Here is a 13,109-nt window from a genome sequence, read left to right as displayed (position 1 = left end):
GAACTCCTCGTTTTCACCACAATTCCGCTTTGGTGTCGGGCCGGGCATCGGATCATCCTGCAGTCATTGCCAAGTTTGGCGTGGGGTGATTTGGTATGATGCTTCAGTTCGAAAGCGTGGTTGCAACAGGGAGCGCAGCGCTCGATTCAGGTATCCGTGATACGGCTTTAAAAACGTTTAACGGGACCACGTATCTGTACAGTTTGACCGGCCCCGGCGGCGGTGTTGCTGTTTGGAAGCTTGTCGATGGCGCGGTTCCGCAACTGGTCGATACCGAGTATTTCAGCGGTTCGATCACGTTTCAGGTGGGCCGCACGGGGACTCCGGTTTCGTTTGGTGGCAGTGATCAGCTCGTATTGGATATCGACACGGCAAATGGGCTGGTGGGGTATGATTTGAACCCGGATGGGACCGTTAGATCCTTGCGGGAAACCGGGATATTGACCGGCGGCGGTGACATTTCGGCCTTGGTGAAACTGTCGACCGGGTCCGGCGATCTGCTGATGATGGCGCATGAAGATACCGGGCGGATTGTCACTTATACCGTGAATGGGGACGGCACGTTGACGTCCTTGGGCGTGATCGTGGCACGATCTGATTCGATGCAGTCATTGAGCATTGGCGCAGACAACTTTGTTATTGCGGCCGACGGGGCCAGCAACACTGTCTCGACCTACAGGGTTGATGGGGGAACCGCTGCCATAACAGCGGTAGACAACAGCGAGGCCCTGACGACTTTGGGAATCGCGACGCCCACCGCGGTCGAAGTGATACAGGCATATGGCAAGTCCTGGGTGGTGGTCGCGGGGGCTGAAAGCAATTCTCTCAGTGTCATGGAACTAGCCGCCGATGGCCGTCTAATCCCAACCGATCATGTCCTGGATTCGCTGCACACACGGTTCGAGTCGGTTCAGGACCTTGCAGTGGTTGAGGTCAATGGGCATGTGTTCGTTGTCGCGGGCGGTGGCGATGATGGAATAACCTTGTTCGCCATGACGCCCGGCGGACAATTGGTGCATTTGGACAGTTTTGCCGATACGCTCCAAAGCGGTTTGCAGAATGTGGAGTCGTTCAGCGTCGCTCAGGTCGGTGATGAGTTGCAGATTTTGGTCGCGTCGCAACTGGATGCGGGGCTGACCCAACTTACGGTGGATGTCGCGGATCTGGGCGTCGTGCGTAGTGGCCTGGGAACCGTTAACGGAACCGCCGGTAACGATATGCTCAGCGGCAATATCCTTCCAACGACCCTTATTGGTGGGGCAGGGGATGACATATTGATTGCCGGTTCGGCCGAGACCACGGTGACCGGTGGATCCGGTGCAGACATCTTTGTCATGCAATACGGAGCGGAAACCACCACGATCACGGACTTTCAGGCTGGTATCGACCGGTTGGACATGTTCGATTATCCGCTGCTCAGAACGCCTGGACAGTTGACTTTTACCGTGACGGCGCAAGGCGCCCGGATTGAATACTTCAATGAGACAATATACGTGAATTCCGCCTCAGGTGGTCCGCTAACCAGCGCTCAGGTGTTTGGCGCGGGTTTTGGCGGCCCCGATCACATTCCCGTCGATTTCGGCGATTTCGGGGGGCTTGAGCCGGGCAGTTCCGATGGGGTTTTAGGGGATGTCTCAATCAATTCAGAAACCGCCAACCCCAGCCTCAGTGACGCTGAAATCAGCTTCACCCCAAATGGCGGAGCCACAGTCAGTGCTCGTGCAGACAGCAATGGGCGGTTCGATTTGAATTTACCGTCTGGCACTTTCGAGGGTGAATTCGACGTCATCAAGACCTATTCTACCGCGAGCAAGGACATCAACGCATTGGACGCGCTGCAGGTTTTGCGGATCTCGGTCGGTCTGGACCCGACATGGGGGCCAGCCTCGCCGGAAAATTTGATCGCGGCAGATTTCAACCGGGATGGTTCGGTGAATGCGCTCGATGCATTGTCGATTCTGCAAGTGGCGGTCGGACAGCCCACTGCCGTTCGCCCGGAATGGGTTTTCATCGACAGTGACGCGGACCTTTCAGGGATCACGCGCACCGACGTTTCTTATGATACCGGGGCAAATGTGGTGGCTGTGGATAGCGTGATTGCCTCCGACATGACCTCGATCCTGCTGGGCAACCTCGAAGCGCCTTAGTGCGACCGGGCGGTCACTCTCGGAACGCCCGGTTGAAGTAATCTGCCAGTGGTTTGACCAAATAAGACATTGGCGTACGTTCGTCCGTCTTGATCAACGTTTCCACTGGCATACCGGGCAGCAGTTCCTGCCCTTTCAGACGATCAACTTGCCCGTCTTGTGGAACGACTTCGGCGCGATAGAACGTTTGGCCGGTGTTTTCGTCGGTAAACGTATCAGCCGAGACATTCATAACCTGTCCGTCAATTTCAGGCGTTTCACGCTGATTGAACGCGGGAAACCGCAACAAAACGGGCTGGCCAACATGCAACTGGTCCACGTGAATTGCATCGACGCGCGCGGCGACGACCAGGGGCGTATCCTGCGGTACCAGATACATCATAGGTTCCGCGGGTTGGATCACGGACTGCAGCGCAAAGACCTGACTGCCGTACACCGTTCCCGAAACTGGGGCGCGGATATCCAGTCGCGAAAGGCGGGTGTCCAGCGACAGACGGCGCTCGGCCAATTCGGCAATCTGGGACTGAATATCACGCAGGGTCGTTATGGCTTCTTCTCGCCGTGTTGCTTCAAGCTCAAGGATCGAGATTTCGGTCGCTGATATCTGGCCTCCTAGGCGCGCGGCGGCAGCTTCCAACCGACCGATATCCCCTGTGAGGCTGGCCTCTTCACGCTGTAGGGCCGAAACACGGCTGGCCTGGGTAAGGCCGCGCTGAAGCAAGCTTTGCTGATCGTCCAGTTCGGTTTGGATCAATTCAACCTGACGCCGCAGCGAGACAAGCTGCGCTTCGGTACCGTCGATTTCACTTTCGATTTGAACGGTCTGTTTGCCCAGTTGCTCAGTTTGCTGGTCCAATGTATTCAATCGCGCCTCAAACAGGCGTTGCTGACCGGCGATCAGATCAGGGTCTATGTTTTCCTGTTGCTGAATCTCAGCCAACCGGGTGGCCAAAGCTTCGGCATTTGCGCCATCGCGCTCGACTTCCAAACGGGCCCGGCGGGCCAGCAGTTCGAACAGCTGGGCTTCGACAATGGTCTTCTCGGACGACAGAAACGTATCATCCAACCGCAATAGTAATTCGCCGCTGGTGACGGCATCGCCATCGCGCACATAGATCTCACCAACAACGCCGCCGTCGGGGTGTTCAATCACCTGACGGTTGCTTTCGACCTCGATAATGCCCTGAGAGATAATGGCCCCGGCCAAACGCGTGTTGACTGCCCAAACACCCAAACCGCCAACAAGGATGCCAAGGGCCGCAAATCCGACCAGGGCAGGGATGGTAATGCGCCATACGGGGCGCTGTTTATTTGTTTTGTCCTGCATCAGTTGCCAGCCTTGCTGAGGTTGCGCTTGATCGATCCGGCGTTTTGAACGACTGCACCCAAAACCTCATCCCTTGGGCCGGATTTGACAACCTGCCCCCGTTCGACCACCGCAAGATCATCACATTCCGAGATCGCTTGGGGACGGTGAGTCATAATGATCGTAGACTTTCCTGCGGCCTTAAGATCGCGGACAGCGGCGTTCAGCGCCTCGGTTCCATCGGCATCCAACGCCGAGTTCGGTTCGTCCAGAATCAACAAAACGGGGTCTCCGTACAATGCGCGCGAGAGCGCGATCCGCTGCTTCTGACCGCCTGACAGCTGACTGTCATTGCCTTCCAGAATGGTATCGTAGCCTTTTTCCAGCGTCAGAATCAGCTCATGCGCATTGGCTTTTTTGGCGGCCGCTACAACGGCTTCCGGGTTTGGGTCTTCCGACATACGCGCGATGTTTTCGGCGACAGTTCCGTTGAACAACGTAACTTCTTGCGGAAGGTATCCGATATGTTGGCCCAGATCAGTTGGATCGTACTGATCCAGCGTTGCGCCTCCCAGACGGATCTCGCCTGCTGCAGGACGCCAAATACCCAGAAGCGCCTTGGCCAAAGTGGACTTTCCTGACCCGCTTTTTCCGATTACACCAAGTGCCCGCCCGGGCTCGAGGTTCAATGAGACGTTGCGGAGGGTTGGAGTATTCGCTCCAGGCGGGATGACCGTCAGACCCTTGGCCTTCAACCGGGCTTGGGGCACAGGCAGCTTGGTGCGCTGTTTTTCGGGCGGCGTGGCATCCAGAAACTGGCTCAACGAGTTCCACGCGGTTCGGGCGCGTTCAACGACAGCCCATTGCCCAACAACCTGCTCGACGGGTGCCAAAGCACGACCCAGCAGGATCGAACCTGCGATCATCGCGCCGGGGGTCAATTCATTGCGCAGAACAAGCAAAGCCCCAAGCGCCAGCATTGCAGATTGCAAAAACAGCCGCAGCGATTTCGTCACTGACGTAAAGCTGCCGGTCCAGTCACTGGCGGCGATTGTTTGTTGCAAGGCGTCTGTTCGTTGACGCTGCCATCTACGCGTGATGTCCTCTTGCATGCCTTGCGAGTGTACGACCTCGGCTGCCTGTCGGGCATGTTCGGAAAAGATGTTGGCTTTTGCCGACGCTGATTGAGCCAAGGCGACCTTGCGACGAGTCAGTATTTGGTTCAGCAACGCGATCACAACTAAAAGCGAGCCACCACCAACGGCCAGCCAGCCCAGAAGAGGATGGAACAGAAAAATTGCCGCGATAAAGATAGGCGTCCAAGGGATGTCCATGACGGCCAGCAGAACTGGAGAAGAACACAGGTTTTGGATGGACTCCAGATCCCGCAACGCTGTTGCGGGTGCAGCCCGCGCGCGGGGGTGTAGAGATCGGCGCAGGGTCGCATCAAAGACGCGTTCGTCCAACTGCGATTGAAACCGTGCGCCGAAACGCGCCACGATTCGACCCCGCGCGAAATCGAGCATGGCCATAAGGCCGTACAAAAGTGCCACCAGCAGAAACAGCGCAGCCAAAGTCTCGACCGCTCGGGACCCAAGAACGCGATCATAGACCTGCAACATGAACAAAGGTCCGGTCAACATCAACAAGTTGACGAAGATGCTGAACAAAAACGCAAGCGCCAGGAATGTGATCCCCTGGTTGCGCGCAGATTGCATTTCACGTCTTGGCTGTGCTGCCATGTGGTTCTTAATATTCACGAACGAAGCTTCTCGTTTTTGTTGCGCAGGTTTCGAATGGGCTAGTATTTGCGCGCATCCTAGACTGATGTCCCAATAGTGGAAATACATCTCGTTGCAGATTGTCCATATACCGCCGACCAAGATCGCAATCGGTGTTTTGGCAATGACTTATCGACATCTGACTTGCGCGTTGACTGAAGTGATACTCTCTGTAATTCTACGTAGCACAATTGAGGCGAAAACCAGGTAGCAAACATCTCAGACCTTACTGCCTGTGTGATTTTTGCGGTCTCGTCCGGCCTAATCTGGCCGCTACAATAGTGTTTGCTGATCTGTTTCGCGCGACCAACAAATTGGATGGCAAGCCCTAGTTTTCAAGAGGCTTCTTGGCCGAGAGAGACGGCTATTGTGTCGCAAGCAATGGTGCAGGGAAAAGAAGGGTTGTCTTCGGTGGCGTTGATGTGGCCGACATCGTGGTGGTATTAACAAGCTGGACATGAGGGCATTCATGCCGGCGCGGTCCGGGCTACTGAATGCATGGCGGGCGACCGGTCACTAGGAACATATTGATGGCTTTCAGGAGTTTTACTCGGTTATTGAAGTGGTCGAAAACCTGTTGGTGATTGATGAAAACCGGGTTTCATGTTGTGGCGGCAGCGCCTCGGCGAATATTTGGGTACATCGGTTCCCGCCAGGCTCAGGTCGGCCATTCCGGCAAGGGAAACTAATCTGGGGACAACGGGTCACGGCGTGAACCGGCAACTGGTGGACAACGTCAAAGCCGCGGCATGCGGAAATACTTCGGCCGAGGTGTCGGAACAACGCGACGCTTTTTTCGTAACTCTGCAAAAGCCCGTTGCAGGTTTGGGTTGAGAACCGCCAGCTATGTAACCGTTTGCTACGACCAAATCGGATCTGGTCAACTGCTTTCGCCCATAACTTTGATGGCCCCCAGCAACCGCGCGATTTCCTGTTCCGTGTTGTAGTGACAAAAAGAAATGCGGATACAATCCGACAGGCCCAGCGGTGTAAGAACGTTGCCGGAATAGTGGTCAGCCTTTCGAGTATGGGTGCGAATGCCCTGTTGATTCAGTGTCTCGACCACGTCCTCGGATGCATGACTCTCGACCACGATTGACACCAGCCCTTCGCGTGCCGGGTTATCGGCGCCTGCCAGAATGGTCACGTGATCCATATCACGCAGCCCTGGCAGATTGCCGGTGCCGTTGATAGCAGTATCGGTCAAGTGGGTTTCATAGGCGTGAATGGCTCGGCCCGCAGCCTCGATCCGTTTGCGCGGCTCGGTCTCATCCGAAACTTCGCCACCGAGCCAGTCAAAATACGCTACTACGTCTGATACGGTTGCATACGATCCCGTATCGCGGGTCCCGAACTCCCACCCGGTTGCGGGTGCGTCGATCAACATGTCATGTGGCAAAGCGCTGAGTTTGTCGGAGATCCAGGCGATGCCGTATCCGTGGCGGGAAAACACTTTGTAAGGTGAAATCGCGTAGCCATCGACATTGTAGGCGTCCAGGTCCAGTTGCCCGTGGGCCGCATGCTGAATGCCGTCGACGATTATCAAACAATCCGGCGCCACAGCACGGATCGCCGCGGAAATCGCGGCTACGTCCATGCCCATGCCTGTCACGGGCGACGCATGCAGGATCGTTGCCACTGCGACATCTGGCGTTATCAGCGCAGTATAATCCTCGGCCGTAACCAATCCGGTGTCGTTGTCGTGGGGCACATTAACGTACTCCAGCGCGGCAATTTCAGCCCAGCGACGTGCTGCGCTTCGGGTGGCCGGGTGCTCGATTGATGAACCTATCACTTTTGCACCTTTGGGGGCGACCAGACACGCGGTGCGGATCATGCGAAACAGCAGCTCGGTTCCGCTTTCACCTGCGAAGAACTGCCCAGAAGATGCGTTCATGAACACGGCCAAGTCGTCTTTGGCCTTGTTGATGACGCCTTGGGTTCCCTGACCTGCAGGATTTATGCGCCCCGGATTGTCCGGGATTGCTGCATAAAAAGCCGAGGTTTCAGCGACGGATTTCAATGTCAGTGCTCCGCCCGCATTCTCAAAAAAGATGCGTTCGCCTTGAAAGGGACAGGTGCCGACATGGGCGAACCGGCCGCGGATGGCGTCGATGAGGGCAGGGTTGTCTTGGATCATAGGTTTGTCCAGTGCTAAGTCAGAGAGCGGTTCACGATCGTGCGGCAGAGCTAGGCCACCGCGATAAGGCTTTGTCCGGAAAATCGTTGACGTTTTCATCATAGATTCGGCGAACTGAATTGATCAGGCCGCATGCAGCCATCCTGTCAAGCGACAACGCGACACGATCAGGGAATATTGCAGCTATTTTAAGCTATCGCGTCTGCTTGCTATCCAGTTTGCCTCGGAAAACCAGATCTTTGGAGGATTGGGGTGCGGAGGAAGTTTTGATGACGTATTTACGATACTGCTGGCTGCGCTTGTTGCTCCAAACTGGCATGGGCACAATCTGGATGCGCTGTGGGACAGCATTGCCGGTGACATCAATGACGTAATTCCACCTTACTCTATTGAAGTGAGAGGGAAAAACGAAGTGACTGATGTGGTGGCTCTATTATTATTTTAGATGCAGTCAGTTTGAAGAAGCCAGAGCCAATCAGGTTATTGGCGTTGGCTTCAAGCTTACCTGTAGGGTGCGCTGTCTTCTGCGCAGCTGCTATTTTTGCACAAACTCAGGTTCTGGTGCCGTCCTTCTACTGGCCCGTGTTCTCGGTGGCTGACCGGGCTTACTGCCGTTGGGCTGTAACTCATCTTTTCGGAATTTGTCCTCACTTTGGGTTTTGGGGAGCTTGTTTCTGCATCTCCTTGATATGCGCCAGCACAGCCCCGAACCGCTTGTTCTCAGTGACTGCCGCGTGGGTAACACGTTGCTCCATTTCGAAGATCCGATAGGGCAGGGCCCGGCCTTCCCAGCGCACTTCAAACCGGCTAGCCTCAGCTCTTTGACGAGTCGATCCTGGAGCGTGCGGTTGGCGCGTTCAACCCGGCCTTTGGCCTGAGAGTTGTTCGCGCACAGGATCTCGATATTCAGCGCCTTTAGCGCACGGCCGAACTGGGTCATGCCAGCGCCGCCCTTGGCATCTTTGCTGGCCACACGGAACACCGTGTTTGTCGCTATAAAACGCCACCGGACGGCCATGTTTATGCAAATAGCTTTCAAGCATATCGAAATAGCTGAAGCTGCTTTCTGACTTCACAAAGCAAAGTTCCATCAAGGTGCTGGTCGCGTCATCCATGAAGACGAGAAGGGTGCAGGGGTCGCCACGATCCTCGAACTAACGGGTGATCGGAGCCGTCGACCTGGATCAACTAACCACGGCATTCCCGCTGCAGGCGCGGCTGATGGAATGTTCGGCGCTGCTTGCGAGATAGCCAGCTTCAATCTTCCACTATCCAATTGCGCAATGTCTCACGTGAAGCCGTGATGCTCAGCTAACTTCTCTGCGGCCAATGTCGGCCCGAATTCGGACTAATTCTCTTTGACCAACATCAAGGCATAATTGCACTTCGTTTGTGAATCCACCCCGGCTACAACTTCAACTCATGCAATGGACAATATGGTAGGATAAGGCGAAGCGCGCGGTAAGTTCAGCGAACTTCATTGCCATACGCATCACCGGCGACACCACACCGCGCACACTGATGAACAGACGCACCTCCGGCGAAACGAACCAACCATCTATGTCCAAGAAGTCGGCAATAAACTCGCCTCATGCCATGTATCCTGTTCCTGATTCAATTTGTTAGAAGATCATAAATCTCTGCAGAAACCCGAGCACGCTGACCGCTGTTTTTGGGGTTTCGTGGGGCGGCACATCACACTCAATACCCCCTCTAAAATCCGGTTGGGAAAACCAGTACGTGCTAAAATAGACATGCCGCCCACAATCTCAAAATGACATCAGGAGATTATTGAGTCCATTTTTTTCTTGGAAACTCACCGTTGACTCCTATGAAACAAGGCTTTGAAAGGACGTCCGGCATTCCCCGGGCTACAGATCAAAACTGACTGAACATCCTTGATAATTCCTTCTCCGACCGGCTTTGGCGGTCTCTGATAAACGAGTTGCCAAGTACCGACACCTACCGCCACAATCTTAACTCACCGAGGCTAAATTCCTAAAAACCGCAAATGCGGCACCGTCCTTTCGCGAGTATGCGGCATTTGAATCTGGTGCAGCTCGCCGCAACCATCTTCGTATTAGAACGGTGGGGGTCAGAGAACCTAACCAACATTGAGGTCGCACCGTGCTAGAACCCCTGCATCAGCATATCGACTGCGACCGTGATCTGATCGAACTCGTCACTCAAGTCGCATACTTGGGACTTGAGGATTCCAACCGGTACTGCGGCCATGAATTGTGTGACCATAACGACCGGCCCACCATCGATGTCAAAAACCGGATTGAGACGTGCCGCTGGCTTTGGTGCGTTTGACTTCGGGAGCAGCGGGACAACAACACGCGTATTCAGATCGCTTAGGAGATCGGTCTGGATATCCAGAAGATAGCCATCGCCGGATGGATTAGGGTAGACGTCGTATTTTGGCATCAGAACTGCCTGAAACGTTCCAGCGGAAGACCATGCCGCTCAACATATGAATTGGAACTTCTGAGTGCTGCAGCATTTTCGGCTTTCCAGCGCTCAGACTTTGCTGCGATGACTGCGGCGCGCACGCCCTCCTCGGCCGCGCGGGACAGATTTACCTTCAGCGCTTTGGCCTCAGACAGCAACGCGCTATCGAGCGACAGATTCGTGGGCTTTCGCGTTTGAGCGTTCATTGTATTGCTCTCCCTATGCACGCACTGTATCGCTATGAAATATGCGCGTCAAATATGCGTATGCTTGTTAAGCATGTTTCGCAGAATTGAACCGACTGACAAGTTCCATCAGCGATGCCATTAACCAGCTAACACAATGAAACGGTGGTATTGCAACATGCAGCGGCGAGAAGCGACCCAATCGGCCGCTCACAAAGAGGCTCTTCAATTCCCGACACGCGGACTTTGCCGACATTCGCCGCGCCTGCAAGCCATTGGGCAAGACAAGGGAAAAAGTGCCGCTAAATGCCTCGGTTTGGGTCGCGACGTTGGTCGGAGTGTCCTGGCCTTTGGTTGACTTAGGTCCGCATCATCACATCAAACGCCTTGCATCTCTGGGCTGGTCGGGCGGTCGGTTGCCGGTATTCCTGTTGTTTTATCAGCATCGCCCAGATGATCCGGGCGCTCTTGTTGGTCATCGCGACCGTCGCCAACCGAAACGGTTTTTCGGCGAGGATTCTGACACTCCAGATATCTATGCGCTCCGTATGCTTCCTGCCGATCAGCGAACGGGATGTCATGCCGGTTATCAGGAACTTTCGGATTTAACGGTCGCCCTTCTTGGTTTTCTTGCCGAGCTTTTCCTTTCCACCGCTGGACTTGTTGAGTGGCTTCAGGCGCAGCCACGCCGCAAGATCGCGGCCGGGCCGGAATTGCTTAGCATCACCGATGCTCGCCACAACGGCGGAGGCCGAAATCGAGCCGAAGCAAGGCATGCGCATCAGGCGTCGGTTTTGCCGCGCTTTACACAGGGTTTGACATAGGCTGCTGGCATCAGGCGAACGTCATGGCCCAGCCTGCGGAGTTCACGACCCCAATAGTGGGCGGAGCCGCAAGCTTCCATGCCGACAACACAGCGCGGAAGGGTCTCGAAAAGCGCAAGCCGCTTCGGGCGCTTGATCTTTTTGTTGAATATCTTGCGGCCAGCAGCCGATATTCCATGAACCTGGAACATGTCGTTGGCCAGATCCAGTCCAACTGTTTTAACCGTCATTGGCAATCTGTATTTGCGCGATGTTCCCAGAAAGGTGTTGTGATGATCTTTTCCAAAGTTGAATATGACCTCCTAACCAAAGGTGTCATTTTTGGAACGCAGACTCGCCGCCATACTCGCCGCTGACGTTGTTGCATACTCTTCGATGATGGTCGAAGACGAAGATGCCACTTTGATGCACCTCAAGACCCATCGCGAATGTGTTTTTGATCCCAAAGTCAGCCAATACAAAGGCCGGGTGATCAAGTTGATTGGGGATGGCACATTGGTTGAGTTTTCCTCGGTCGTGGATGCTGTTCGGTGTGCCATCGAGATCCAGAAAGATCTGGCGGTTCAAAACTCAGCGATAAAACTGCGCATCGGAGTGCATTTGGGCGACGTGATTGTTGATGAGGGAGATGTCTACGGGCACGGTGTTAATCTGGCGTCGCGCCTGGAAGCGACTGCAAAGGTCGGCAGTGTTTGCATCTCTTCTATAGTTTATGAAAGCCTGGGAAACCTGATTGAAGAAACCTTTGAAGATGGCGGTGCCCAGCACCTCAAAAACATAACAAAGCCTGTCCAAGTATACCATTTGGCACATGAAGGTTCTGAGAAATACGAGTCAAATCAAACCGGGCGGGATAAGCCCTCAGTCGCGGTTTTGCCGTTTTCAAACGTAAGTGGCAATGCTGAGCAGCAGTTTTTTAGCGACGGTATTTCCGAAGACATCATTACCGGATTGTCCCGCTTTCGGACCTTGTTTGTGGTCGCGCGCAATTCGTCGTTTCGGTTCCGGGACTCAGATCTGGAGATCGGTGACATCGCGGCAAAGTTGGGGGTACAATACCTTGTCGAAGGCAGTGTTCGAAAAGTCGGTAACAGAGTGCGCATTTCGGCTCAGCTGATCGCGGCTGACTCTGGAAAACATATCTGGGCTGAGCGTTATGACCGCGAACTGGAAGACATCTTTGCGGTTCAGGATGAGGTGACCCAAAGCGTCGTCGCGGTTCTTCCCGGTCGCGTTCAAAGCGACGTGGCCAACAATGTCTTGAACAAGCCCACAGACAAGATGAAGGCATATGAACTCTTGCTGCGAGGGAAAGCACTCCGAGATGGGTTGAACGCCGCCGACAACGCCACCGCCAAGGGATATTTTGAAAAAGCGCTGGCCATCGATCCCAATTACGCGCGGATCTATATGTATCTGGCCGACACCTATGTCGTCGACCTTTGGCTCGGTCTTGCCGACGCCGATGCGCCCTCCCAAGCATTGGAAATCGCGCGTCAGGGCGCGGCTTTGGACAACAAGGACGTCTATATTCAGGACCAACTTGGATATGCGTACCTATGCGCGGGCCTCTGGGATCAGGCCGATACGCAGTTTCAAAAGACACTGTCATTGATCGAAAATGAAGCGGAATCGATGGCTTGGTGCGGATATGGGTTTCTGTTGTTGGGGCAGCATGAAAAGGCCCATGGAATAGTTGTCGAGGCCATGCGACTTGACCCCCTGCACCCGCCTTCTCTCGATTGGATTATCGGACAGGTATATTTCTTTTTGGGTCGATATGATGACGCTGTCAGCAAGCTGATTGGCGAAGCACGGCTGAACTCATTGGCTGCTGCGTTTCTAGTGGCAGCCTACGCGCACTCGGGCCGACAAAAAGAGGCGGAGTCCTCGTTGCAAGCCTTTGTTCGACACCGCCATCAGGAGTTTTCAAGCCGCGGGATGGCAGTTCCGGAAAACACGTTGATTGCTCTGGCCGGTGGCTTTCAACCGATGTGGCGCAATTTGTCGGATTGGGAACACATTGCCTCTGGTCTGCGCCAAGCTGGTTTGGCAGGGTAGGCGACGCCCATTTTTCTATGTCTTCGGTGATTGGCCGTTGCCAATTTCCGCTCCTTGCTGCGACCTGCCGCTGATTGTACAAGATGTTGAGGGTAGTGACGGGTTTTTCGAGGGAACAAACCTCTGACTGGAGTGTGTCCGTCCGGTGAATGCGACCAGTTAATGTTGAGCGGTTTCTTCGACGTAACACCACGGCATGAGTTCATCGAGG

General features: G+C 54.7%; 10 protein-coding genes and 2 pseudogenes. 3 read left to right on the top strand and 9 right to left on the bottom strand.

Translation table 11 applies throughout. The features are described from left to right. Window positions 1-95 precede the first annotated feature (95 nt). Complete coding sequence (locus AC2FJC_RS16625; protein WP_496740322.1) at window positions 96-2,147, top strand: dockerin type I domain-containing protein; 2,052 nt, start codon at window positions 96-98, stop codon at window positions 2,145-2,147. Between the two features lie 13 nt (window positions 2,148-2,160). Here AC2FJC_RS16625 and AC2FJC_RS16620 read toward each other — a convergent pair whose 3' ends face one another. The 3 genes from AC2FJC_RS16620 to AC2FJC_RS16610 all read right to left on the bottom strand — a co-directional run bounded on the left by AC2FJC_RS16620 (window position 2,161) and on the right by AC2FJC_RS16610 (window position 7,374). Then, the gene (locus tag AC2FJC_RS16620) at window positions 2,161-3,474 is read right to left on the bottom strand and encodes an HlyD family type I secretion periplasmic adaptor subunit (RefSeq protein WP_496740321.1); all 1,314 of its coding nucleotides are present in this window, start codon (window positions 3,472-3,474) and stop codon (window positions 2,161-2,163) included. Further along, the gene (locus tag AC2FJC_RS16615) at window positions 3,474-5,171 is read right to left on the bottom strand and encodes a type I secretion system permease/ATPase (RefSeq protein WP_496740389.1); all 1,698 of its coding nucleotides are present in this window, start codon (window positions 5,169-5,171) and stop codon (window positions 3,474-3,476) included. The genes AC2FJC_RS16620 and AC2FJC_RS16615 overlap by 1 nt, the downstream gene beginning before the upstream one ends. A gap of 943 nt (window positions 5,172-6,114) precedes the next feature. Beyond that, window positions 6,115-7,374: an aminotransferase class V-fold PLP-dependent enzyme gene (locus AC2FJC_RS16610; RefSeq protein ID WP_496740320.1), complete on the bottom strand. Its 1,260-nt coding sequence runs from the start codon at window positions 7,372-7,374 to the stop codon at window positions 6,115-6,117. Between the two features lie 247 nt (window positions 7,375-7,621). Here AC2FJC_RS16610 and AC2FJC_RS16605 point away from each other — a divergent pair, with 247 nt between their 5' ends. After that, window positions 7,622-7,819 (top strand): barstar family protein, encoded by a 198-nt coding sequence (locus tag AC2FJC_RS16605; protein WP_496740319.1) that lies wholly within the window; start codon window positions 7,622-7,624, stop codon window positions 7,817-7,819. 56 nt (window positions 7,820-7,875) lie between these two features. Here AC2FJC_RS16605 and AC2FJC_RS16600 read toward each other — a convergent pair. The 6 genes and pseudogenes from AC2FJC_RS16600 to AC2FJC_RS16575 all read right to left on the bottom strand — a co-directional run. Beyond that, a pseudogene (locus AC2FJC_RS16600) lies at window positions 7,876-8,722 on the bottom strand (ISNCY family transposase); the annotation flags it as partial. A gap of 782 nt (window positions 8,723-9,504) precedes the next feature. Beyond that, the gene (locus AC2FJC_RS16595; protein ID WP_496740318.1) at window positions 9,505-9,804 is read right to left on the bottom strand and encodes a CcdB family protein; all 300 of its coding nucleotides are present in this window, start codon (window positions 9,802-9,804) and stop codon (window positions 9,505-9,507) included. After that, complete coding sequence (locus tag AC2FJC_RS16590; protein ID WP_496740317.1) at window positions 9,804-10,034, bottom strand: type II toxin-antitoxin system CcdA family antitoxin; 231 nt, start codon at window positions 10,032-10,034, stop codon at window positions 9,804-9,806. The genes AC2FJC_RS16595 and AC2FJC_RS16590 overlap by 1 nt, the downstream gene beginning before the upstream one ends. A gap of 338 nt (window positions 10,035-10,372) precedes the next feature. Continuing rightward, a complete protein-coding gene (locus tag AC2FJC_RS16585; protein ID WP_496740316.1) occupies window positions 10,373-10,594 on the bottom strand; it encodes a hypothetical protein in 222 nt (73 codons plus the stop codon). Window positions 10,595-10,618: 24 nt separating this feature from the next. After that, window positions 10,619-10,789 carry a transposase gene (locus AC2FJC_RS16580; RefSeq protein WP_496740388.1) on the bottom strand — a complete coding sequence of 57 codons (171 nt, stop codon included), beginning with the start codon at window positions 10,787-10,789 and terminating at the stop codon, window positions 10,619-10,621. Between the two features lie 8 nt (window positions 10,790-10,797). Then, window positions 10,798-11,067: pseudogene (locus tag AC2FJC_RS16575) on the bottom strand (IS110 family transposase); the annotation flags it as partial. A gap of 91 nt (window positions 11,068-11,158) precedes the next feature. Here AC2FJC_RS16575 and AC2FJC_RS16570 point away from each other — a divergent pair. Continuing rightward, window positions 11,159-12,898 (top strand): adenylate/guanylate cyclase domain-containing protein, encoded by a 1,740-nt coding sequence (locus AC2FJC_RS16570; RefSeq protein ID WP_496740315.1) that lies wholly within the window; start codon window positions 11,159-11,161, stop codon window positions 12,896-12,898. Window positions 12,899-13,109 lie beyond the last annotated feature (211 nt).

It is taken from the genome of Ruegeria sp. CDSB117 (genome assembly GCF_059611005.1).
This window is presented reverse-complemented; position numbering and strand designations above follow the sequence as displayed.

Bases quoted from the DNA above. Each gene is read 5' to 3' on its own strand.
- AC2FJC_RS16580 (WP_496740388.1), bottom strand. From the start codon at position 10,789: ATGCCTTGCTTCGGCTCGATTTCGGCCTCCGCCGTTGTGGCGAGCATC.
- AC2FJC_RS16610 (WP_496740320.1), bottom strand. From the start codon at position 7,374: ATGATCCAAGACAACCCTGCCCTCATCGACGCCATCCGCGGCCGGTTC.
- AC2FJC_RS16595 (WP_496740318.1), bottom strand. From the start codon at position 9,804: ATGCCAAAATACGACGTCTACCCTAATCCATCCGGCGATGGCTATCTT.
- AC2FJC_RS16615 (WP_496740389.1), bottom strand. From the start codon at position 5,171: ATGCAATCTGCGCGCAACCAGGGGATCACATTCCTGGCGCTTGCGTTT.
- AC2FJC_RS16620 (WP_496740321.1), bottom strand. From the start codon at position 3,474: ATGCAGGACAAAACAAATAAACAGCGCCCCGTATGGCGCATTACCATC.
- AC2FJC_RS16585 (WP_496740316.1), bottom strand. From the start codon at position 10,594: ATGACATCCCGTTCGCTGATCGGCAGGAAGCATACGGAGCGCATAGAT.
- AC2FJC_RS16625 (WP_496740322.1), top strand. From the start codon at position 96: ATGATGCTTCAGTTCGAAAGCGTGGTTGCAACAGGGAGCGCAGCGCTC.
- AC2FJC_RS16590 (WP_496740317.1), bottom strand. From the start codon at position 10,034: ATGAACGCTCAAACGCGAAAGCCCACGAATCTGTCGCTCGATAGCGCG.